The 20,217-nt window shown below is 50.0% G+C and carries 24 protein-coding genes; 19 read left to right on the top strand and 5 right to left on the bottom strand.

What is annotated here, in order from left to right; all coding sequences use genetic code 11:
- Window positions 1-31: 31 nt before the first annotated feature.
- Window positions 32-979, bottom strand: a complete 948-nt coding sequence (gene trxB / locus I8U17_RS09850; RefSeq protein WP_198054904.1) for a thioredoxin-disulfide reductase — start codon at window positions 977-979, stop codon at window positions 32-34.
- 418 nt (window positions 980-1,397) lie between these two features.
- On the opposite strand from trxB, the gene I8U17_RS09845 reads away from it, so the two are divergent.
- The 9 genes from I8U17_RS09845 (at window position 1,398) to I8U17_RS09805 (ending at window position 7,894) form a co-directional block, all read left to right on the top strand.
- Window positions 1,398-2,138 carry a pseudouridine synthase gene (locus I8U17_RS09845; protein WP_198059337.1) on the top strand — a complete coding sequence of 247 codons (741 nt, stop codon included), beginning with the start codon at window positions 1,398-1,400 and terminating at the stop codon, window positions 2,136-2,138.
- A gap of 242 nt (window positions 2,139-2,380) precedes the next feature.
- Window positions 2,381-3,751, top strand: a complete 1,371-nt coding sequence (locus I8U17_RS09840) for an amino acid permease (protein WP_198054906.1) — start codon at window positions 2,381-2,383, stop codon at window positions 3,749-3,751.
- 237 nt (window positions 3,752-3,988) lie between these two features.
- Window positions 3,989-4,618 (top strand): TetR/AcrR family transcriptional regulator, encoded by a 630-nt coding sequence (locus tag I8U17_RS09835; RefSeq protein ID WP_033101546.1) that lies wholly within the window; start codon window positions 3,989-3,991, stop codon window positions 4,616-4,618.
- 22 nt (window positions 4,619-4,640) lie between these two features.
- Window positions 4,641-5,189 (top strand): hypothetical protein, encoded by a 549-nt coding sequence (locus tag I8U17_RS09830; protein ID WP_198059336.1) that lies wholly within the window; start codon window positions 4,641-4,643, stop codon window positions 5,187-5,189.
- Window positions 5,190-5,202: 13 nt separating this feature from the next.
- Window positions 5,203-5,709, top strand: a complete 507-nt coding sequence (locus I8U17_RS09825) for a hypothetical protein (RefSeq protein ID WP_033101544.1) — start codon at window positions 5,203-5,205, stop codon at window positions 5,707-5,709.
- Window positions 5,706-6,266 (top strand): hypothetical protein, encoded by a 561-nt coding sequence (locus tag I8U17_RS09820; RefSeq protein WP_198054908.1) that lies wholly within the window; start codon window positions 5,706-5,708, stop codon window positions 6,264-6,266. The genes I8U17_RS09825 and I8U17_RS09820 overlap by 4 nt, the downstream gene beginning before the upstream one ends.
- Window positions 6,236-7,042, top strand: a complete 807-nt coding sequence (locus I8U17_RS09815; RefSeq protein ID WP_198054909.1) for a hypothetical protein — start codon at window positions 6,236-6,238, stop codon at window positions 7,040-7,042. The genes I8U17_RS09820 and I8U17_RS09815 overlap by 31 nt, the downstream gene beginning before the upstream one ends.
- 15 nt (window positions 7,043-7,057) lie before the next feature.
- A complete protein-coding gene (locus I8U17_RS09810; protein WP_198054910.1) occupies window positions 7,058-7,570 on the top strand; it encodes a hypothetical protein in 513 nt (170 codons plus the stop codon).
- 156 nt (window positions 7,571-7,726) lie between these two features.
- Window positions 7,727-7,894 carry a hypothetical protein gene (locus I8U17_RS09805; RefSeq protein ID WP_160173873.1) on the top strand — a complete coding sequence of 56 codons (168 nt, stop codon included), beginning with the start codon at window positions 7,727-7,729 and terminating at the stop codon, window positions 7,892-7,894.
- An 80-nt stretch (window positions 7,895-7,974) separates the two neighbouring features.
- On the opposite strand, the gene I8U17_RS09800 is transcribed toward I8U17_RS09805, so the two are convergent.
- Window positions 7,975-8,376, bottom strand: coding sequence for a helix-turn-helix transcriptional regulator (locus I8U17_RS09800; RefSeq protein WP_198054911.1), 402 nt, complete (start codon window positions 8,374-8,376; stop codon window positions 7,975-7,977).
- A 234-nt stretch (window positions 8,377-8,610) separates the two neighbouring features.
- Here I8U17_RS09800 and I8U17_RS09795 point away from each other — a divergent pair, with 234 nt between their 5' ends.
- The 10 genes from I8U17_RS09795 (at window position 8,611) to I8U17_RS09750 (ending at window position 17,485) form a co-directional block, all read left to right on the top strand.
- Entirely contained in the window at window positions 8,611-9,225 is a 615-nt protein-coding gene (locus tag I8U17_RS09795) for a TetR/AcrR family transcriptional regulator (RefSeq protein ID WP_160173872.1), read from the top strand.
- 41 nt (window positions 9,226-9,266) lie between these two features.
- A complete protein-coding gene (locus tag I8U17_RS09790; RefSeq protein ID WP_198054912.1) occupies window positions 9,267-10,436 on the top strand; it encodes an acyl-CoA dehydrogenase family protein in 1,170 nt (389 codons plus the stop codon).
- A 42-nt stretch (window positions 10,437-10,478) separates the two neighbouring features.
- Window positions 10,479-10,838: an SCP2 sterol-binding domain-containing protein gene (locus I8U17_RS09785; RefSeq protein ID WP_033101537.1), complete on the top strand. Its 360-nt coding sequence runs from the start codon at window positions 10,479-10,481 to the stop codon at window positions 10,836-10,838.
- Window positions 10,839-10,878: 40 nt separating this feature from the next.
- A complete protein-coding gene (locus I8U17_RS09780; protein ID WP_198054913.1) occupies window positions 10,879-12,759 on the top strand; it encodes an AMP-dependent synthetase/ligase in 1,881 nt (626 codons plus the stop codon).
- Window positions 12,756-13,589 carry an SDR family NAD(P)-dependent oxidoreductase gene (locus I8U17_RS09775; RefSeq protein WP_198054914.1) on the top strand — a complete coding sequence of 278 codons (834 nt, stop codon included), beginning with the start codon at window positions 12,756-12,758 and terminating at the stop codon, window positions 13,587-13,589. Before I8U17_RS09780 ends, I8U17_RS09775 begins: the two co-directional genes overlap by 4 nt.
- A gap of 15 nt (window positions 13,590-13,604) precedes the next feature.
- Complete coding sequence (locus I8U17_RS09770) at window positions 13,605-14,759, top strand: thiolase family protein (RefSeq protein WP_033101535.1); 1,155 nt, start codon at window positions 13,605-13,607, stop codon at window positions 14,757-14,759.
- On the top strand, window positions 14,759-15,541 hold the full coding sequence (locus I8U17_RS09765; RefSeq protein ID WP_255517776.1) for an enoyl-CoA hydratase/isomerase family protein: 783 nt from the start codon (window positions 14,759-14,761) through the stop codon (window positions 15,539-15,541). The genes I8U17_RS09770 and I8U17_RS09765 overlap by 1 nt, the downstream gene beginning before the upstream one ends.
- 109 nt (window positions 15,542-15,650) lie before the next feature.
- Window positions 15,651-15,878, top strand: coding sequence for a hypothetical protein (locus tag I8U17_RS09760; protein WP_033101390.1), 228 nt, complete (start codon window positions 15,651-15,653; stop codon window positions 15,876-15,878).
- A gap of 28 nt (window positions 15,879-15,906) precedes the next feature.
- Window positions 15,907-16,956: an oxidoreductase gene (locus tag I8U17_RS09755; protein WP_198059335.1), complete on the top strand. Its 1,050-nt coding sequence runs from the start codon at window positions 15,907-15,909 to the stop codon at window positions 16,954-16,956.
- 190 nt (window positions 16,957-17,146) lie between these two features.
- Window positions 17,147-17,485, top strand: coding sequence for a hypothetical protein (locus tag I8U17_RS09750; protein ID WP_033101392.1), 339 nt, complete (start codon window positions 17,147-17,149; stop codon window positions 17,483-17,485).
- 1 nt (window position 17,486) lies between these two features.
- On the opposite strand, the gene ku is transcribed toward I8U17_RS09750, so the two are convergent.
- The 3 genes from ku to panD all read right to left on the bottom strand — a co-directional run bounded on the left by ku (window position 17,487) and on the right by panD (window position 20,215).
- A complete protein-coding gene (gene ku, locus I8U17_RS09745) occupies window positions 17,487-18,308 on the bottom strand; it encodes a non-homologous end joining protein Ku (RefSeq protein WP_033101393.1) in 822 nt (273 codons plus the stop codon).
- A gap of 11 nt (window positions 18,309-18,319) precedes the next feature.
- On the bottom strand, window positions 18,320-19,696 hold the full coding sequence (locus tag I8U17_RS09740) for a tetratricopeptide repeat protein (protein WP_033101394.1): 1,377 nt from the start codon (window positions 19,694-19,696) through the stop codon (window positions 18,320-18,322).
- A gap of 135 nt (window positions 19,697-19,831) precedes the next feature.
- Window positions 19,832-20,215, bottom strand: coding sequence for an aspartate 1-decarboxylase (panD, locus tag I8U17_RS09735; RefSeq protein ID WP_033101480.1), 384 nt, complete (start codon window positions 20,213-20,215; stop codon window positions 19,832-19,834).
- Window positions 20,216-20,217 lie beyond the last annotated feature (2 nt).

The raw sequence follows: 20,217 nt of genomic DNA, 5'->3' as shown, positions 1-20,217 counted from the left end.
CGGTTGCTCTCCGGGGTTGCCTCATTCTGTATTACAATGTTTTGCTCCAATCCTGTGTCGTGCTTCCTTCGAGGAAACGTTCGCAATCAAGGGCAGCCATACATCCGCTTCCCGCTGCTGTAATTGCTTGACGGTAAACACGATCCTGTACATCCCCGCAAGCGAATACCCCTTCGACACTTGTTCGGGTGGAACCCGGCTGTACCTTGATATAGCCCAATTCATCCATTTCCAATTGTCCGCTTAAAAAGTCGGTGTTCGGCTTATGGCCGATGGCAACAAAAATACCGTCCGTTTCCAGAATCTCTTCCTCGTTGGTTTCATTATTCTTCACTTTAAGGCCGGTTACGCCGTTTTCCCCTCGGATCACTTCAACCGGTGTGCGATTCAGGCACCATTTGATTTTTTCGTTTTCACGTGCACGTTCCTGCATGATTTTCGATGCGCGCAACTCATTGCGACGATGGACAATCGTCACCTCGGTGGCAAACCTCGTCAGGAATGTTGCTTCTTCCATCGCCGAATCCCCGCCGCCTACCACGACGATTTTCTTTCCGCGGAAGAAGAACCCGTCGCATGTGGCACAAGTGCTCACACCCATGCCGATATTCTCTTTTTCTCCCGGGATCCCCAGCAATTTCGCCGAAGCACCTGTGGAAATGATGAGGGCTTCCGTTTCCAGAACCTCGGATTCCCCGATATAAAGCTTAAACGGGCGACCGGACAAATCAACTTTTTGTACCCATCCGCGCTTGAATTTGGCCCCGAAACGCTCCGCCTGTTTGCGCATGTTGTCCATCAGTTCCGGTCCCATGATGCCATCAGGGAATCCCGGAAAGTTTTCAACTTCTGTTGTGGTCGTCAACTGTCCGCCAGGCTCCGGACCTTCCACCACCAAAGGTTCCATATTAGCCCGTGCCAGATAAATCGCCGCGGTCAGACCAGCAGGTCCCGTTCCCAATACAATCACTTTCTCCATGTTGACACCTCCATTAAGTTAAGACGATACCGGTCTATGTAAATAAAAAATAACCAGTTCTGTCTTTATATTTTATATACCCAGAATAGAAAACAGACAAGTGGATAAAACTTGAGGGTAATGACGAATTTTATCATTCCCCTTCAAATATGAAATCAAACTTTTTTCCATCCCCTCTCTTCCGCCTTTCTTTTCATCTCCGGGTTTGACTGAAAATACATCGGTGTTTTCTGATCTTATTCGCACCCGCCATTCTGTTCATCCATCAACTCCGCCTGTGGCTTCCCGATCTGAAAATTTCTCGTTTGTATTGCAAACTAGTTTTTCTTATTGATAAAATCAGGCATTTTCATTATCTTTTTCCCTCTCTTGTGCTATGATGTCATTTGAACTTAACGGAAAGTGAGTGTAACAAAAGATGGGAACACAAAAAAGCCAGCGTTTGGATAAAATATTGGCTCATATGGGCATCGGAACACGCAAAGAGATCAAAAAACTGGTCAGGGCCGGACGGATCCGCCTCAACGGAATCACTGCAAACGACCCGGGCATCCATGTCTATCCTGACCAGGATGAACTGACTGTGGACGGGATCCCGATTCTCTATCGGGAACATATCTATTTAATGATGAATAAGCCGCAGGGAGTCATTTCCGCCACCGAAGACCGCTTCAATGAGGTGATCAGCGATCTGCTCGAGCCCGAACATCGCGTTTTCGATCCTTTCCCGGTCGGCAGGCTGGATAAGGACACAGAAGGGTTAATCCTTTTGACCAATGACGGAAAACTTTCGCACCAGCTTCTGTCTCCGAAGAAACACGTTCCCAAAGTCTACTATGCTTTGGTTGAGGGAGCAGTTACCGAGGCGGATCGCGAAGCATTTGCAAGCGGAATTACGCTTGACGATGGATATGAAACCTTGCCCGGCCAACTCCGCATTCTCAATTCCGGTCCGGTCTCCGAAGTGGAAGTAACCATTTATGAAGGGAAATATCATCAGGTTAAGCGCATGTTTGAAGCTGTAGGCAAACGGGTCAAGTTCCTCAAACGGATTGCAATGGGCCCCTTAAGCCTCGATCCGGATCTGGAACCGGGCGAATACAGGGAATTATCGGATGAAGAAATCGAAATGCTGAAAAAAGCAACTTCATCCCGTTAAATCAGGTGCATTGCGCAATCCATTATTCGATTAATGGCATGTATGCAGTTAAATAAACCGGGAGAGCGGCTTCGTCCCGGCCGCTTGTCCCCTGTTCAAAAGGGGATTTTCGACATCATTTTCATTAATAAGAACATTCTTGAACTTGAAAACGCTATCACCTCTTCAGTAATATAGAGTTGGTTCTTTATTATTGATTTAATGAAAATGCGTCTAGGCGAATAATTGCAAGGGGGCCAAATATGAAGTCAACAAATCAAAAAGAACACCTGTCGAGGGGATTAAGCGATCGGCATATTCAATTGATCGCCATCGGAGGAGCGATCGGAGTAGGTTTGTTTTTGGGTTCGGCTCAAGCAATTCAAGCCGCGGGACCTGCCTTGATCCTCTCCTATGTATTGGGAGGAATCATCATTTTTCTCATAATGCGCGCATTGGGAGAGCTTGCTTTGGATCAGCCTGTCACAGGTTCATTCAGCACTTATGCAACGCAATATATCGGGCCTTGGGCCGGTTTTATCACCGGCTGGACCTATTGGTTCATGTGGGTGGTTACCGGTATGGCGGAAATCACGGCCGTGGGTGTTTATGTGCGCTACTGGTTCCCGTCTGTTCCCCAATGGCTGCCGGCTCTGATCGCGCTGATCGCCGTTTACCTCGTCAATCTCATAGCGGTCAAGCTGTTCGGTGAAATCGAGTTCTGGTTTGCCCTTATCAAAATCGTGACGATCATCGCACTGATCGTCATCGGCCTCGTGATCATCACAACCGGCTGGGGCAACCAGGGGCAAGCGGTCGGATTTTCAAATCTCTGGACCCACGGCGGATTTATGCCGCATGGATTCAGTGGAGTCATGTTTGCCCTCCAGATGGTGATGTTTGCCTTTCTGGGTGTGGAGCTGGTCGGAGTGACGGCCGGTGAAGCCAGCGATCCGGAGAAAACCTTGCCTTCGGCCATCAATAAGATCTTATGGAGAATTCTGATTTTCTATATCGGAGCATTGGTCATCATCATGTCCCTGTATCCGTGGGATCAGCTTGACGGAAAGACAAGCCCGTTCGTCCTCACCTTCGCGAAAATCGGAATTCCCGCAGCTGCCGGGATCATCAACTTTGTCGTGCTGACGGCGGCTTTGTCGTCATGCAACAGCGGCATGTTCAGCACCGGGCGCATGCTCTATACGCTGGCCCATCAAAACCAGGCTCCCGGCACCTTTAAGGAAGTGAGCAAGCGAAAAGTTCCCGCCCGCGGGATTACCGCCTCATTTATCGTTCTGTTGATCGGCGTTTTGCTTAACTATTTCATTCCCAAGCAGGCCTTCACCTACATCACGAGTGTGGCAACGATCGGGGCCCTGTGGGTTTGGGGAGTAATCGTTTATGCGCATCTCAAATACCGGAAAAGCAAACAAACAAAGAACGATTCCTTCAAAATGCCGGGTTATCCCGTCACCAACTGGATTGCCATCCTGTTCCTCGTGATGGTGGCCGTCCTGCTGGCATTTAGTCCGGATACGCGGATTGCTTTGTATGTCGCACCGGTCTGGTTCGGCATTCTGGCCATCAGTTACCAGTTTGTCCGAAAACGGAATAACCGGCTTCAAAATCAATAAATGCATAAGATGATGCGGCTGAAACAAACGGGGTTCTTTCTTTGCTGGCGGCAACGGAAGATCCCGTTTTTTCTTTACCTTGCGTTTTCCGACTATCTTCACATGGATTCATCGAAAGTTAAAATATTCTTCCGCCCAACATTTCGTAATATTATTCTTAATATTATTTATATTATTCATACTTTCCATTATAATTAAAGAGAGTACGTCAGCGTACCAAATGATGGAGGGGTGATTATGCAAGCCATGTTACCGCTCTTCTCTCTTTTGCAAGAGGATTTTCCATTGTCCAATCAGCAATACCGTCTTTTGTCCGCCTCTTTGGCAGCGTTTTCAAAGAGCGGTTACCCGTCCACCTCCGTCAGCATGATCGTGGCAAACGCCCGCACTTCGAAGTCGACCTTTTACAAACATTACAAAAACAAAGAATCCATTTTAATCCATCTGTTCGACTTGCTGTCAACTGCACTCATCCGAAAAGTGGAAGATGTTCTCCGCTCAGTTCCTCCCACTTCCAAACGCACCTTTCAAGCCATCAAAACCTATATCGATACCTGTTTTACTCACCGGGATGCGGCAAAATTGTTAATGGTGGATACTGTGGGATTGGTTCCTTCACTTGAAAAAAAGAGGCAAGCGGTAATTGATCAATTCGCTTCCATCTTCCAAAGGGAGTTATCTTCCCTCACTTGCCATCGGCTGACAAAAGAACAATGGATTCTCTCCCATGCCATGGTGGGAGCGATCAACCAAATCGTGATCCGCTCCCTTTTGGAAGAAGAACTTCCATCCCCGGTCGAACTCGCCGGCGTCCTGGAAAAAATGATGAGCAAACTTCTGCGCGAAAAATCCGAGTTTGACAGTTGAACGTAAAAAAGGCGGTGATCTTGTGAGTCTAAAGCGCAAAGCGGTGACGGCACTCGTCCCGATCTTGTTGGTTGCTGTACCGGGAATTTACATCTTCACCCATCCGGAAAGTTTCACCCCCGGGCAGTTGAAAAAGTTTGACCTGAACGGAATGTTGAAGGAGATCAATGAAAAGACAAAAACACTGGGGCTGCTCAACAAGGATATTTACAACGGACTGCTTCAGCTGGACGCACAATCGGGCAAAACCCAAACAGTCAGTCAGGAGTTGATTGAAGTGAACCAAGGCGTCCGAAAGCAGGGAACCACGCTGGAGGAGATCCGCCGGGTTACCGGCCAACAAGTGACTTTAAGCCAAAACCTGAACCGTTTGAGCAAACAGTTGTCCACACAGATGGAGCTGATCTCCAATTCAGGACAAAAGCAAGTGGATCAAGCGGCAGACTTGAAATCGGTCACCACCTCCACCCGATCCAAATTGGCGGAAGTCCTCAAACAGAACGACCTGTTGGAACAAAAATTAAAACAGGCTGCCGATAAAGCCGAGAAGGTCAACCGTTCTATGCCGTAAAGGAGGGCGAACTTTGAAGTTTCTCAAAATTTTGGCTATTTTGGTGTTAAGCGGTCTTTTAATCAATTCCATCACGATGACCCAGCAAATGAAAAAAATCGAAGCAAGTCTGGAAGACAATCTGGAATCAATTCAAAAACTGAATCAGGTTCAGGCCAGCATCATCCGAAAAAATGAAGAACTGGGACAAATGAGCAACACCCTGAACAAGCTGGATCAAAATCTGGATCAAGTGATCGGCAAGACCGGAGAAACCCTTGCCCTTTTAACCGAAGTCGTCCGGTACAACAGCGGCAGTTTAGCCCTTAATGAACAGATGGAAAAGTCATCAAAAAACGCCGGGACTCAAATTTCCGCCGTCGATTCGTCAATGTCGGCGTTAGCCCCATATCTGTCCGATCTCGATCAACTTTTGAAACAATTGGCGGCCACCGCCAAAAAAGATGAGCAGCATTTGAACGATATCTATCATTCAACAAGAGAACTGAACCAAAAAACGCCGGGGGTGAAATTGCCGTGACCAAAATCGCCTCCAGTTTCTCTGCCATCATTTGCATGCTTCTCATTGTTCTGGTCGGGAATACCTGGCTGCAACTGGCCATTCAGGACAGAATCGCCGCAAAATCGAACCAACTGAAGGAAAAACTGGAACAATCAGCGGCCAAATCAAAGACCATGAATCAACAGCTTGCTCAAATCCGGACGATCAACAAGAAAACAGCGGCGTTAAATCTTAAAATCTCTCAAGTGGAATCCAATACCAACGGGCTGAAGGCGCAACTTGCCCGGTTAGATTACGTGGTTGCCTCGATTGCCAGCCATGTGGCCTCCATCGACCGCAACACGGCAGCGACGACAAAATCGCTGGAAAGCATCCTCAATTCGGTCAATCTTAGTACAAAGGCGCTTCAATCCATGCAAAACAGCAATCGTCAAGTCATCTCTTCCCTTTCAATGATGGAGGATATTCAACGTGAGATTAACGATCAGCTACACGAGATCAATGAAAAAACCAAACTGATTCCGCGGCTGGGAGGGAAACACCAGTGCAAGGCTTTTGGAAAAACCTCTTGCTGAAATGGCGGCTCTTGCTGGTTGCATTCGGATTGCTCATCTTTATCCTGTTCATTCCCACCTTGGCCTCCTGGAGCGACCGAATCGTTCTGCCGGCTTTATCCAATATGAATATTTTTTCCATCACCAGCCAATTGGTTACTTTGACTGACGATATGATCAGCGAAACAGACAAGTTGAAGGGACAGGTGGAGAAAGCAGGCCAATCACTGTCCGCTCTGGATGATCAAAAGCGCTTGCTGGACGCGCAAATCGCAACCAGCGGATCCATTCAAACAGAATTGGGCAAACAATTGGACGGGAACATCTCCGCCCGTGAGAAAATGGAACAAATTTTGTCCCGTCAGGCCGATACCTATCAAATAACGAGCAATGTCGCTTCCACGGCTTCCGCCATCTCAGGCCAAATGAATTCCACCATCTCCCATCTTCAGGATGTAGCGAACACCACCGGTCAGATCGGTGAAAACAGCAATCAGGTAAATGGCCTGTTGGACCAGCTTCTGGCCGAACTCAGCCAATCGGAGAAAAACTTTCGCTTCCTGGGCCATATCACCAGCTTGCTTGACAGCTTGCAACGGCTCATCGGAATTCATCTTCCATTTCCAAGGGGCACGCAACAGGAACCTCCCACCGGCGGGGAGCCATCACCCGTGAAGAAAATCGTCAATGGTGTCACCGGGCTGCCGAAACAAATCATTTCCGGCACGGAGCGATCGAAACAGGGGCAAACTGAAGAAAAAGACAAGAAAGGTCTCTTGGACTTTTTGTTGCCATAAGGGGGGAAATCACAAGTGAAAATCACCTGGCTCATCGTCAATTTGACCTTGTTCGCCCTCTTCGGATACGGCACTTGGCAGCAGATTGACAATCAGAAGGAAACAAACCGGTTGATGGAAGAGGTGTCCCAAAACATCACCGTCTCTCACCGGCTGACACAGCAAACAAATGAACAGCTAAAACCGTTGGAAGAAAGCGCCTCCACCATCGGTGAGATGAATCATAAACTGGAAACCACCCATCATTTGCTGATCCGGATGAATCAAAGCGTTGCCAGTATCAACAACAGCGAGCAGAAAATCATCTCCGGGCTGGACCAGTTAAACAAAGATACCTCCGAAGTTCTTGAACGGCTCCGGTCAATTTCCTCGGCCAATCAGGAATTGGACCCGCTCACCCAGTCGATGGCCAGCCAGACTGACCAGGAAAACAGAACCATCAACGCCATTGGCAAATTAACAACCACCTCGATCGCTGAATTGCACGAGCTGAATGAAAAGCTGCTGCTACTGAGTCTGCTGCCCTGACATCATGTCGGCACGATCTGGGGGTGAAACTCAGCAAAATGGTGAGGGTCGTGCGGGAGCACCGGGCAACCATCCGAAACGCAAAGAGCGAAGGATGCCCATCGCCCCGTCCTACGGCACTTTCACAGAAAAAGTCATTAGCAGAGGGGTATTTTCATGTTTTTTAGCGTACTCTATCTCCTGGTTCTCCTCTCTATTCTCATTTTTACCGTGCTGGCCATTCGCGCCGTCCTGCTTGATCGGCCCATCCTGCCCTGGCTGTTGGGGCTGGCCGCAGCCACCGGAATTTATCTCCTTGCCGTCGGAGCAAGCATCTTATTTTAAGAATGGAACAACAAAGCAAAACCAACCACCCCGCATCAGGAAGGTGGTTGGTTTTGCACAGATGAAAGAAACAGGATCCATTATCCCCGGTCATATTTCGTCAATCCCATAATCCGGATCTGTTCGTAAATGGCTTCCTCAGTAAATCCTTTTTCCCGCAATTCCTTGATTTTATTTTCCTTACGGCGCAAAATATCTTCCTTTTCCTTTTTATCAAATTCTTCAATCAGGCGTTTTTGCTCTGCTTCGGTCGGCGCAACAAACTCATAAAGCTCGTCCGGCTTTACCCCCAAGAGCAAGGCCATATGAAAAATCGTCTCCGGCCTTGGGATCGCCCCTCCACGAGCCCATAAAGAGACTTGTTGCTTGCGCACTCCCAGCGCCCTCGCCAATGAAGTCTGACTCGGTTTCTTCCCCGCGATCTTCCATCCTTCTTCACGCCTTCTCATCAAAATGCTGTCGATGCGAGGGATTAATTTCATGTATCATCCTCCTACGGATTCGTTAAAGCCAAAATGATGGAATACTCCCTCTATTTTGTATTGTATTCGTTTAATTCTAAAAAAATCAATCTTTTATATGTAGAATACCAGCGCAAAGAAAGCAATTCATTTTAAATAAAATTGACAAAAAATATTGAATTAGCATTCTATTATGTTGTAAAATATAATTGTTCCAGAGTACCAATTGGTACTCATACTGATCTGAATGGAATGATGAACTTGTTATTTTTGCAGGAAATGCCGCTTGAAGCACGGGACAAAATCTTGTTTGCCGCTCTTGAACTGTTCACTTCACAAGGGTACAAAAACACGACGATTCTTGAAGTGGTCGAACTGGCCCGCGTTTCAAAAACGACGTTTTACCAGCATTTTAACAGTAAAGAAGAACTGCTCGTCCACCTCTTTAAACAACTGGCCGAAGAAATCATCGCAGAAATTGCAGACGCGGTAGAGCGGGAAGAAAAAATCACTTATAAAGCGTACGCCGGAATCCGCCGTTATCTCGAAATCTGCATCAGCCAATCCCGGGCCGCCAAATTGCTGCTGGTGGAATCCGTGGGAATCAGCCGGACGGTGGAAAAGGTGCGGCGCGAAGCTCACCAGATCTTTGCCGGGCAGATTTTTCAAACGGTGCAAGGCGTGGTCACGGAATCTCTCTCCAAAGAGGAAATCCGCATCATATCCCAAGCGATGGTCGGAGCGATTAACGAAGTGGTTGTGCAAAACCTGTTTTCCTCCGAAAAGAGCGTGGAAATCGATGCGCTCGCCCGCTTGCTCAATCGGATCGTAGTCGGCTCTTTTGTCAATCTGTCCCTGTTGAAGGCTTAACGCAGAGTACCGATACGTATCAGTATTAAGGAGGGATCGATATGCCGGAAAACCCCCCCTCGACATCAGGATTATGCTTCAGGCTTTCCGACGAACAGGAAGCATTGCGCAAATGGGCCCACGGGTTTGCTGAAAAAGAGATTCGTCCCGTAGCCGCAGAATACGACGAAAAAGAGGAATTTCCGATGGAAGTCCTTAAAAAAGCAGCAAAAGTGGGCCTGACCAGTTATGCCGCCCCGGAGGAATACGGCGGAGGCGGTCTTACCAGCGTCATGGCCGCCTGCCTGATCGGCGAAGAGCTGTTCTGGGGTTGCGCCGGTATCGCCACTTCCCTTTCCGCCGTCGGCCTGGCCGGGTTGCCGATCTACTATATGGGAAATGAAGAGCAAAAACGGAAATGGATCTCCTACCTGTGTGATCCGGATCACCCCCGCCTCGGAGCAATGGCACTGACAGAACCAAACGCCGGATCGGATGTGAAAGCGATTCAGACAAAAGCGGTCCGCGACGGAGATCATTGGGTGATCAACGGGCGCAAATGTTTTATCACCAACGGCGGGATTGCCGATCTCTATGTCGTGTTCGCGAAAACCGACCCCGCGGCAGGATTTCAAGGCGTATCTGCATTTATCGTTCCGGGAGACACACCGGGCCTTTCGGGAGGCAAAAAAGAACGCAAAATGGGCATCCGGGCCTCCCATACGGGCGATGTCATTCTGGAAGATGTGCGCGTCCCGCTTGACCACTTGCTCGGCGAGGAAAACATGGCATATTTTGGCGCTCTTAAGATGCTGGAGTACTCCCGCCCGGCTGTTGCCGCAGCTGCGGTCGGCGTTGCCCGCGCCGCCTACGAGTATGCGCTTGATTACGCGAAACAACGTGTGCAATTCGGTCGTCCCATCATCAAAAACCAGGCCATTTCATTCATGCTGGCTGATATGAAAACCAAAATCGACGCAGCGCGCCTGTTAACTTGGAGAGCAGCGGAATTGGCCGATCTGGGAGAGTCATGTGTGGTGGAAGGAAGCATGGCCAAAGCATTTGCGGCAGAGGTTGCAATGGAAGTGACCACCAATGCTGTCCAGATCCTCGGCGGATACGGCTACATGCGGGATCATCCCGTCGAAAAATGGATGCGGGACGCCAAAATTTTATCGATCTACGAAGGGACGACGCAAATCCAAAAAAGAACGATTGCAGCCGGTTTGTAAACGGAAAGCGCTGCATTTTCCAAAAATGAAAGGAGAATCCATATGACAAAAGCGATTTCTGTGGATGAAATTTTCCAATTGGTCGAAAAGGCTTTAAAAGACAATCCCAAGCCCGTGCAGGATCTGAACGTGGTTTACCAGTTTGATCTGTCAGGGGATGATGGCGGAACCTACCAGCTTCATCTGAACAACGGTACAGCCAAAGTCGAAAAAGGAGCTTCAGCCAAGGCTGATTGCATTTTGCAGATGAGCGTCGACAATTTCAAAGAACTGCTGTTGGGAAATCTCAGCGGAACAGCCGCTTTCATGACCGGCAAATTGAAAGTGAAGGGAAATATCGGACTGGCGCTGAAATTGGAAAACATTTTGCGCCAGTATGATCCGAGCCAATACCTGTCATAATCCGTCCGGGCCCAACAGTAATTCTTCCGGGGTGATCGCGATGAAACCAAATAATTTGGTGGAAATGCTGTGTCAATCCGTTGAGCGTTACCCGGATAAAGCTGCTTTCTTATGGAAAAAAACCGATTGTTATGAACCAATCACCTACCGCCAGTTTTGGGAGGAAATCCGACTGGTTGCCTCCGGTCTGGCACATCTGGGGATCGGCCGCGATGATAAAGTGGCCATCCTCTCTGAAAACAATCCGAAGTGGGCGGTTTTCGATTTCGCCATTTGCAGTCTGGGAGCGGTTACCGTTCCCATCTACCCCACCCTTCCCGCCGGACAGGTGGGTTGGATTTTGCGCCAAAGCGACTGTAAAGCGATCGCCGTGCAAAATGGAAAACAGCTTGCCAAAGTAACGGAAGCCGGCGCAGACATCCTCGCGATAATCATGCAACCCGATGAAACAGATGAAAAATCGGGGATGAGCCTGACCCTGAAAAAACTGACCAATCTCGGCCGGGAACACCCTCTCCCTGATTGGGAACAGACATGGCGGCAGCTGAAGCGCAGCGATCTCGCCACCATTATCCACACATCGGGAACGACCGGTGAACCGAAAGGCGTCATGCTGACCCACGGAAACTTTTTGTCCAATATCGAAGGCGTTCAATTCTGGTGTTTGGAAGCCCGCGCCGATGACCGCCTGCTTTCCTATCTTCCGCTCTCCCATGTGTTTGAGCGGATGGCCGGACACTTCATGCCATTATCCGTCGGAGCCACGATCGCTTATGCCGAGAGCATCGAGAAAATTCCGGAAAATTTATTGGAAATCAAACCGACAGTCATGACCAGTGTCCCTCTGCTGTTTGAAAAAGTGTATGCCCGCATTCAAAGCCAAATCCTTGCAGGTACCTCCTTAAGGAGAAAGATTGCAAACTGGGCCGTCAACGTTGGCTTAAAACGCTATGACTACTATTCACAGATGCCGCTGGATCAACTGCTCCTTCATCAATGGCCACTCAAACTCCGCTGGCAATGGAACATCGCCGAACGGCTGGTATTTCGGAAAATCAAAGCTGCGTTTGGCGGCCGGCTTCGCGGTCTGATTTCCGGCGGAGCCCCTCTTAATCCCGAAATCGCACGCTTCTTCTGGGCTGTGAATATCCCAGTTCTGGAAGGGTACGGATTGACAGAAACTTCTCCGGTCATTTCCGCCAACCCGATGGCGCGGGTCAAAATTGGCACCGTGGGCAAACCGCTCCCCAATCTCGAAGTCAAAATCGCTGCGGACGGTGAAATTCTGGTCCGCGGACCCAATGTGATGCAAGGGTATTATCAGAATGAAGGAGCCACCGCAGCCCAATTAAGCGGGGAGTGGCTGCACACAGGCGATCTGGGTGAACTTGATGAAGAGGGCTATCTGCGTGTCATCGATCGAAAAAAACGCCTTCTCATTTTAACCACCGGAAAAAATGTGGCTCCGCAACCTGTTGAAAACGCCATCAACCAAAGCCGGTATATCGAACAATCTGTTCTGGTCGGCCACCGGCGCAAATATGTAACCGCTCTTATCGTCCCGGATTTCCAAGTATTATCGGAATGGGCCGGGCAAAATCGCTTACCGGCGGGTCCTGCATCCCGTCTGATCCGGCAACCCCCCGTCAAAAACCTGATCCGGAGCGAGATCAAGCAAGCCATTTCCCCCTTCCCTCCTCATGAACAGCCGAAAAAAGCAATCATTCTTTCCCGGGAATGGACCATTGAAGCGGAAGAACTCACCCCCACCTTGAAAGTGCGGGCCAAACGGGTTGAAGAAAAGTATGAAGCGCTGCTCGATCAGCTTTACGGGGATACCGGGGTAAGCGAATGGAACCTGGACAAGGATGAAGCAGCTGTTGCCATCGAAATTCAAAAAAAGGGGGAGGAAAAAAGATGAATTTACCCCTGGCCGGAAAAGTGGCCCTTGTCACAGGGGCTTCCCGCGGCTTGGGCCGGATGGATGCCTTGATGCTGGCCAAAGCCGGTGCCGATGTGATCGTGACCGACATTCTGTTGGAGGAAGACGGCAATCTGGAAGAGACAACGGAGAAAATGGGACCATTGGCGCAGATCATGGCACAATCGAAGCAGATCTACACCCGGTCGACAGCTAAGGAAATTTGTGCGATGGGACGCCGGTCCGCCGCGTTTCGCATGGATGTGACCAACCGGGAAGAAGTCAAATCCGTCATGGCCAAAGTCATCGAACAGTTCGGGCGAATCGATATTTTGGTAAACAATGCGGCAACGGTCGATCATACAGCGCGTCTCGAACATCAAAACGATGCATTTTGGGAGCGGGATTTGCAGATCAATTTGACCGGCACCTATAACTGCTGCAAGGCTGTGTGGCCTTACATGCAGGAACAAAAAGGGGGCCGGATCATCAACATGGCTTCGATCACCGGCATCATGGGGGGCTTTGGGCAATCGAGCTATGCCACGACCAAGGCGGGCATTTTGGGGCTTACGCGGACCCTTGCCCTGGAGGGAGCACGCTATGAGATCACCGTTAACGCGATTGTTCCGGGCATCATCAATACTGAATCGTTTCAAATGACCAAGCCCGACCTCCGTGAGCGCATGATTGGGCGAACAGCACTGAAAAGACCCGGTAAGCCGGAAGATATCGCTCACGCTGTCGTATTCCTGGCCTCCGATTATGCGAGCTACATCACGGGGATCGGCCTTCCCGTCACGGGCGGCCTCGATTTATTCACTTTCTGAAAGGGAGGGAAGCCGATGAACGAACAGGATGCGGTTATCATTGATGCCGCCCGGACGCCGATCGGACGCAAGAAAGGTTCCCTCTCCGGAATAAGGCCGGACGAGCTGGCCGCCTTCCTGCTTCAAAAACTGGTTGAACGAAATCAACTCGATCCTGCGGAAATTGAGGATATCAAAATGGGCTGTGTGACACAAACAGGTGAACAAGGGTATAACATCGGTCGGCTGGCCGGCCTGATTGCCGGATTTCCCGTGGAAGTATGCGGAGTGAGCGTCAACCGCATGTGTGCCTCCAGCCTGGAAACATTGGCTCAGGGGGCCCATGCGATTATGGCCGGTATGTCCGATTGCGTCATTGCCGCCGGTGTCGAAAGCATGAACCGGGTTCCGATGGGCAGCGACGGAGGCAGCTTCAGCGACCAACTGTTAAACCGTTTCAACATTGTCCCGCAAGGCATCTCAGCTGAACTGATCGCGGAAAAATGGCAGCTCTCCCGGGAAGAACTCGATCAGTTTTCCCTCAGCAGCCATCAAAAAGCGCTGAAAGCCCAGTCCGAAAACCGTTTTCAAAATGAAATTATTCCGGTAAAGGCACAAACCCCCTCCGGAGAAACCATACAGCTTCAGACTGATGAAACGCCAAGACCGGACACGAATCTTGAAGCCTTGTTATCCCTGCCTCCCTCCTTTCTCCCCGACGGGAAAATCACTGCGGGCAATTCGAGCCAAATCAGTGACGGCGTTGCCGCCGTTTTGCTCGCCTCGCGGAGAAAAGCGGAAGAGCTGGGATTGAAACCCCGGGCAAAAGTCCGAGCCACCGCCATTGCCGGTGTAGACCCGGAAATCATGTTAACCGGCATTATTCCGGCCACACAAAAAGTGCTGAAACGGGCGGGGTTAACCCTGGATGATATTGACCTGTTTGAAGTGAATGAAGCATTTGCTTCCGTGGTTCTGGCCTGGCAGCGCGAATTGGGGGTTCCATCCCATAAAATTAATCCCAACGGCGGTGCAATCGCCCTGGGCCATCCGCTTGGAGCCAGCGGAGCCCGAATCGTCGCAACGTTGCTGAACGAGCTGGAACGGCAGGAAAAACGCTTCGGCCTGATTGCCATGTGCATCGGCTTTGGCATGGCGTCCGCGATCATCATCGAGCGGGAGGGCGAATGATGGGGAACAAAAATTGGCTGGTTCAGATTAAGGATCGCGTCTGCACCCTGAAAATAAACCGTCCCCCGATGAACACCTTAAACCGGGAAACATTAAGGGAATTGGAAGAAATCTTGAACCGGATGGAAACGGATGAATCGGTCGGATGTCTCATCATAACCGGCGCCGGAAACAAGATGTTTTCCGCCGGCGCGGATATTTCCGAGTTCGGTGACATCGGGCATCCGGAAACCGCAGCAGAAACGCTGCGCCGCGCCCATGAGCTGTTTCATCGGATCGAACGGTTCCCCAAACCGGTCATCGCTTGCATCAACGGCAATGCCTTGGGCGGCGGAAATGAATTGCAAATGGCCTGTCATTTGGCCATCGCCGCCGACACGGCCGAACTGGGATTGCCCGAAGTCCGCCTGGGCCTGATCCCGGGCTATGGGGGAACCCAGCGCCTTCCCCGCTTGATCGGACGACGGCGTGCTTTGGAACTCTTGCTGAGCGGACGGAGGATTTCCGCACAAATGGCGGCAGAGTACGGGTTGATCAACCGGGTGGTGCCGGCAGAACGGGTTTACGAGGAAGCTTTCTCTCAGGCCAAACAGTTGGCAGCCGGCCCCCCGATTGCGCTCAAAGCAATCTTGGATTCCACGATTCGCGGAGAGGAAGTATTACTGAAGCAAGGGCTTGAGATCGAAAAGGAAAATATGCTGAAAGTGGCGCAAACGGAAGATGCCATTGAAGGAGTGGCCGCCTTCTTCAGCAAACGCGCTCCTTCCTTCAAAGGACGTTGAGGCGAACGAGATGTTCGCCTTTTTCTTATGGATTTTCATTTGACTTAAAATAAATCTTAGTCTTAAATTAAAGGGTAATTGTCATTTGTTGCGGAGGAAGGTATCTTTTATGCTTATCAAAATCATGGTTGGCATTGTCTTGGCCTTTCTCATCTGGAAACTGTTAAAAGTAACCTTGAAAACCGCTTTCTGGTTGCTCATACTTGGATTGATCGTACTGGTCCTTTCCCCTGGTCACCTTTTTCTCGTCGAGGGACTTGGCCTGCTGGTCCTCGGTTTTTTGGGTGGCCTTCTCGTGCTGGCCATCATCGGCTTTTTCTTTTTTGAAAACAGTTAACACTTATACAGAAACGGAGGAACATCTGATGCAAATTCGTGTCGGACTGATCGGCTTTGGTTTATCCGGCTCCACCTTTCACGCCCCGTTAATCGGACACGTGGAAAATCTCGAATTGGCAGCCGTCGTTTCTTCCGATCCCGCCAAGGTGCACGCGCGTTATCCCGATGTAAAAGTCGTTCCGGATACAGAAGCACTTTTGAAGATGAAAGAGATTGACATCGTGGTTATCTCCAGCCCCAATCTCACTCACTTTGATTACGCGAAGAAGGCGATTGAAGCGGGCAAACACGTCGTGGTCGAAAAACCGTTTACCGTCACATCAAGTGAAGCGGACCAACTTATTCAGTTAGCCGAAGAAAAGGGCGTGATCCTGACCGTCTACCATAATCGCCGCTGGGATAACGATTTCCTGACCATCAAAAAAATCCTCGATCAACAATTACTCGGTCGTTTGTCCACTTTTGAATCCCATTACGACCGCTATCGCCCGACCGTCCGCCGTCGCTGGAAAGAGCAAAACCTGCCCGGATCCGGTGTGCTATATGACCTGGGCTCACATCTCATTGACCAGGCCCTTCTCTTGTTTGGAAAACCGCAAACGATTTGGGCCGATTTACGTGCTGAGCGGGAAGGAACGGAGTCTGTCGATTATTTTCATCTGGTGCTGGGATATCCCGAACTGCGCGTCATTTTGCACTCCGGTTCTCTCGTTCGCGAAGCGGGACCCCGGTTTATCCTGCACGGGGACAAAGGAAGTTTCATAAAATACGGGCTCGACCCGCAGGAAGAGCAGCTTAAAGCCGGTTTGCTGCCGGATGAACCCGGTTTTGGTGAAGATGAAGCGAAATTTTACGGGCAGATTCACACAACAATCGGCTCTCTTCAGACAAAAGGACGAATCCAAACCATACCCGGGCGTTATGTTTCCTTTTATGAACAATTGGCCGAAGCCGTCCGCAACGGCACAAAACCGCCCGTGGCGGCAGAGGAAGCACGCGATGTGATTCGCATGATCGAATATGCGATGCAAAGTGCCCAGGAGCAGCGGACCATTACACTGAACGGCCACCGCTGACCATATCCCCCATCCGCAATGAGTACCTCTCACAGCGGGACGTATCAGGGAAATCTCATCGTTTCCCCTCCGATTTCCGGCAAATGCCAAGTTCCCCTCTTCGTCGGGGAGCTTGGCATTTCTCACCTTTTTGGACTAACCTCTTTTTTTCCGCATAAAATGAACCATACCGGATATTGGAGGAATGGAAATGGATAAACGGATTTCTTTCAGGCCAATCATCTTCGGCACGGTTGTGGCAATCAATTTGATGCTGCTTGCTCTTGTCATCGGCAAAAAATCCGTTATCATTCAGGAAGCGGTTCCGTCACTTGCCCCGGCGTCAAAACAGGCGATCACGATCAGTTACGAAATGGAAAAAATCGGGTCGCGCAAAGTTCCCGCTGCCTCAGATACCGGCAAAGGATACTGGATTGTCGAACACTACCGCCAATTTGAATGTCACTATGACAGAAAAAACGGACACTTGCTTTATAAAAGCCCGACGAATAACGACACCTATCTTCGTTACTGGCAACCGGCCAAGTAATTCAGGAGGTCGCCTTCTTTTTCGCCCGGGTTCCCTTTCTCTTTCCTTTTCCTTTCCCCGAAGCGGCAGCCAGACTGGCTTGCAGCGCTTCCATCAAATCGACCACTTTCTCCGGTCTTCCGGCCGGCGCTTCCACTGTATCCTCCTCCCCGATTTTCTTTTCGATCATTTCCTCCAGCGCGGTCCGGTAATCGTCTTTGTATTTTTCGGGATCAAATGGCGTAGACAGTTGCTCGATCAATTGTACAGCCATCTTCAATTCCTTTTCCGGCAGCTCGCTTTCAGCCGGAATGTAAGGGATTTGCTTATAATCACGCACTTCATCCGGATAAAAAATGGTTTCCATCACCAGGCTCTCCCCGTAAACGCGAATGACAGCCATCGATTGTTTCGAGCGAATTGTCACTTTGGCCACCCCGATTTTGCCTGACTCCTTTAAAGCCTGCCTGAGAAGGGCATATGCCCGGTTATTTTCATCCTGCGCTCCGAGATAGTACGATTTGGCAAAATAAATCGGGTCAATCTCTTTTAACTCCACAAAATCGATAATCTCAATGGCCCGGTTGGCATCGGGCGCCAGCGCCTTCAAGTCATCATCTTCCAGGATGACATATTTCCCTTTGGAATACTCCACCCCTTTGACAACTTCATCCCACGAAACTTCCCGCTTGCAGTGCGGACAGGTGCGCACCATCTTGACCGGCGTCTGGCACTCTTTATGCAAATAGCGAAAGCGAATATCCTTGTCCTCCGTCGCCGCATACATCTTCACCGGAATATTCACCAGGCCAAAACTGATCGATCCTTTCCATATCGTGTGCATCGTTTATCACCTCAGCTTTTGGAAATCAGCTGCCCCCAACAAGATCGAGTCAAATCAGGCCTTCCCTCCATCAAGTGGCATACTCCTTCATAAAAGAGGGGATCTTTCCAGTTCGGAGCAAGCTTCTGTGCCGTTTTAAAATGGCTGATCGCTTCGCCGGAATGTCCCATCTCCAGTGTCGCCCGCCCTTTCTGATAATAGCCCATCGCTTGCAGAGCCGTTTGTTCATGCGTAATCAGCTGGTCTGCGATGCTGGCGGCTTGCCGGAAGTCACCGGTATGTGTCGACAGATGGGAACGAACCGCCAACCACTTGGGCTGTTCCGCCACCTTTGCCGGCAAACGGCTCACCGCCGATCTCGCCTGCTTCAACTCTCCCTGGCTGATGGAGATCCATACATAGGCAAAAAGCAGATCCGGATGGTCCGGGAACAAACTCAACCCTTTTTTTAACCATAACAGGGATTCGCTTTCCCGTTTAAGCGTCCACAAATTCCAAGCAATCCCGTAATAGGCTTCCGGTTTTTTCGGGTCGGATGACAATAACCTTTTATACCACTCCATCGCCTGGGCCGGCTGCCCCATCTCCTCATAATCATGGGCGATCGATTCCATGATTCGGGGAAGTTTCGCTTTTTCATAGGAAGCCAGCCGCCAGAAGGAAACACTCCCCCACTCCTGATGGTGGCGGTAACAGCTGGATAAATAATACATCGATTCCCAATCATCCTCATTGAGCGACAGAGCATGATAAAAATAAGGGATCGCTTCATGGTATTCCTCAAGCCGGTAATGACAGGCTCCAAGATTAAACCAGGCATCCGCGTGATCCGGAAGCATGGAAACCACCTTGGAAAATTCGCGAATCGCCTGACGATCATTTCCTTCTTTCACCAAAATGCAGCCCAGCATGTGCCTGGCAAACCCGATAAATGTCTCATGCGCAGCGGTTTTGGCCACCAATTCAAACTGACGGCGCGCTTCATCCAAATTCTCCTCCTGAAAATGGGTAAGCCCCAGATAAAGCCGGCCTAAAAGGAAATCAGGTTCGAGTTCGATCACTTCCTGAAACAACCGCTTGGCTTTCGCGTACATCGTCAGGCCGTAGTAACCCTGCCCCTGGCGAAATTGGCGAACAGCGGATTCATCGAGCCAAATCTCTTCATCAATCTCTGTTTCGTCACTCCCCAGATCAGGGTGGTCATGCAGCAGTTGTCTGATCTCCTCCTCAACAAGCGCCCATGTTTCCAGCAGTTGATCACAAGATTGTTTGATTTGTAAAAACCTCTGCCGCCATTTCGTTTTTTCGGCCAATGAACAGTTTGGATACTTTAACTTGATCTCTTCCAAAGCATTGTGCACTAAATCTTGCCATTGTTGGTGAAACATCGTTCTTCCCTCCAGCCGGATATTCCCTATGTCATAGCGTATCTCTGCGGCACGGTTTCCATGCAAAAAATAAAAAAGCGGCCGATGGTTCCGGTGTCCATCGGTCGCTTCTATTAAACTTCACGGGAACGACTCTCAGAGGATCGCCCCGTGAACTTCTTCGCCAAGCATTTCCACAATCCGGTTTTGCTCATCCAGCAAAGCGATTTTCGGCTTGTGGGTGCGTGCCGTCTGCTCATCCATCATGGCATAGGACATGATAATCACCACATCACCCGGCTGCACCAGCCGCGCGGCCGCACCGTTCAAACAAATCACTCCGCTGCCGCGCTCCCCGGGAATGACGTATGTTTCCAGCCGTTCACCGTTGTTGTTATTGACGACCTGCACTTTCTCGTTCGGCAAAATATCCACTCGTTCCAAAATCTCCTCATCAATCGTAATGCTTCCGACATAATTGAGATTGGCTTCTGTTACCGTCGCCCGGTGGATTTTTGCCTTCATCAACGTACGCAACATCA

Source organism: Thermoactinomyces sp. CICC 10521 (genome assembly GCF_016055135.1).
GTDB classification, from domain to species: Bacteria; Bacillota; Bacilli; order Thermoactinomycetales; family Thermoactinomycetaceae; genus Thermoactinomyces_A; species Thermoactinomyces_A daqus.
This window is presented reverse-complemented; position numbering and strand designations above follow the sequence as displayed.

What these genes read in the sequence shown, in the direction of transcription:
- I8U17_RS09740 (WP_033101394.1), bottom strand. Translation starts at nt 19,696, where the DNA reads ATGTTTCACCAACAATGGCAAGATTTAGTGCACAATGCTTTGGAAGAG.
- ku (WP_033101393.1), bottom strand. Translation starts at nt 18,308, where the DNA reads ATGCACACGATATGGAAAGGATCGATCAGTTTTGGCCTGGTGAATATT.
- I8U17_RS09840 (WP_198054906.1), top strand. Translation starts at nt 2,381, where the DNA reads ATGAAGTCAACAAATCAAAAAGAACACCTGTCGAGGGGATTAAGCGAT.
- I8U17_RS09800 (WP_198054911.1), bottom strand. Translation starts at nt 8,376, where the DNA reads ATGAAATTAATCCCTCGCATCGACAGCATTTTGATGAGAAGGCGTGAA.
- I8U17_RS09760 (WP_033101390.1), top strand. Translation starts at nt 15,651, where the DNA reads ATGCTTATCAAAATCATGGTTGGCATTGTCTTGGCCTTTCTCATCTGG.
- I8U17_RS09845 (WP_198059337.1), top strand. Translation starts at nt 1,398, where the DNA reads ATGGGAACACAAAAAAGCCAGCGTTTGGATAAAATATTGGCTCATATG.
- I8U17_RS09755 (WP_198059335.1), top strand. Translation starts at nt 15,907, where the DNA reads ATGCAAATTCGTGTCGGACTGATCGGCTTTGGTTTATCCGGCTCCACC.
- I8U17_RS09835 (WP_033101546.1), top strand. Translation starts at nt 3,989, where the DNA reads ATGCAAGCCATGTTACCGCTCTTCTCTCTTTTGCAAGAGGATTTTCCA.
- I8U17_RS09790 (WP_198054912.1), top strand. Translation starts at nt 9,267, where the DNA reads ATGCCGGAAAACCCCCCCTCGACATCAGGATTATGCTTCAGGCTTTCC.
- I8U17_RS09750 (WP_033101392.1), top strand. Translation starts at nt 17,147, where the DNA reads ATGGATAAACGGATTTCTTTCAGGCCAATCATCTTCGGCACGGTTGTG.
- I8U17_RS09775 (WP_198054914.1), top strand. Translation starts at nt 12,756, where the DNA reads ATGAATTTACCCCTGGCCGGAAAAGTGGCCCTTGTCACAGGGGCTTCC.
- I8U17_RS09770 (WP_033101535.1), top strand. Translation starts at nt 13,605, where the DNA reads ATGAACGAACAGGATGCGGTTATCATTGATGCCGCCCGGACGCCGATC.
- I8U17_RS09785 (WP_033101537.1), top strand. Translation starts at nt 10,479, where the DNA reads ATGACAAAAGCGATTTCTGTGGATGAAATTTTCCAATTGGTCGAAAAG.
- I8U17_RS09795 (WP_160173872.1), top strand. Translation starts at nt 8,611, where the DNA reads ATGAACTTGTTATTTTTGCAGGAAATGCCGCTTGAAGCACGGGACAAA.
- I8U17_RS09765 (WP_255517776.1), top strand. Translation starts at nt 14,759, where the DNA reads ATGGGGAACAAAAATTGGCTGGTTCAGATTAAGGATCGCGTCTGCACC.
- I8U17_RS09805 (WP_160173873.1), top strand. Translation starts at nt 7,727, where the DNA reads ATGTTTTTTAGCGTACTCTATCTCCTGGTTCTCCTCTCTATTCTCATT.
- trxB (WP_198054904.1), bottom strand. Translation starts at nt 979, where the DNA reads ATGGAGAAAGTGATTGTATTGGGAACGGGACCTGCTGGTCTGACCGCG.
- I8U17_RS09780 (WP_198054913.1), top strand. Translation starts at nt 10,879, where the DNA reads ATGAAACCAAATAATTTGGTGGAAATGCTGTGTCAATCCGTTGAGCGT.
- panD (WP_033101480.1), bottom strand. Translation starts at nt 20,215, where the DNA reads ATGTTGCGTACGTTGATGAAGGCAAAAATCCACCGGGCGACGGTAACA.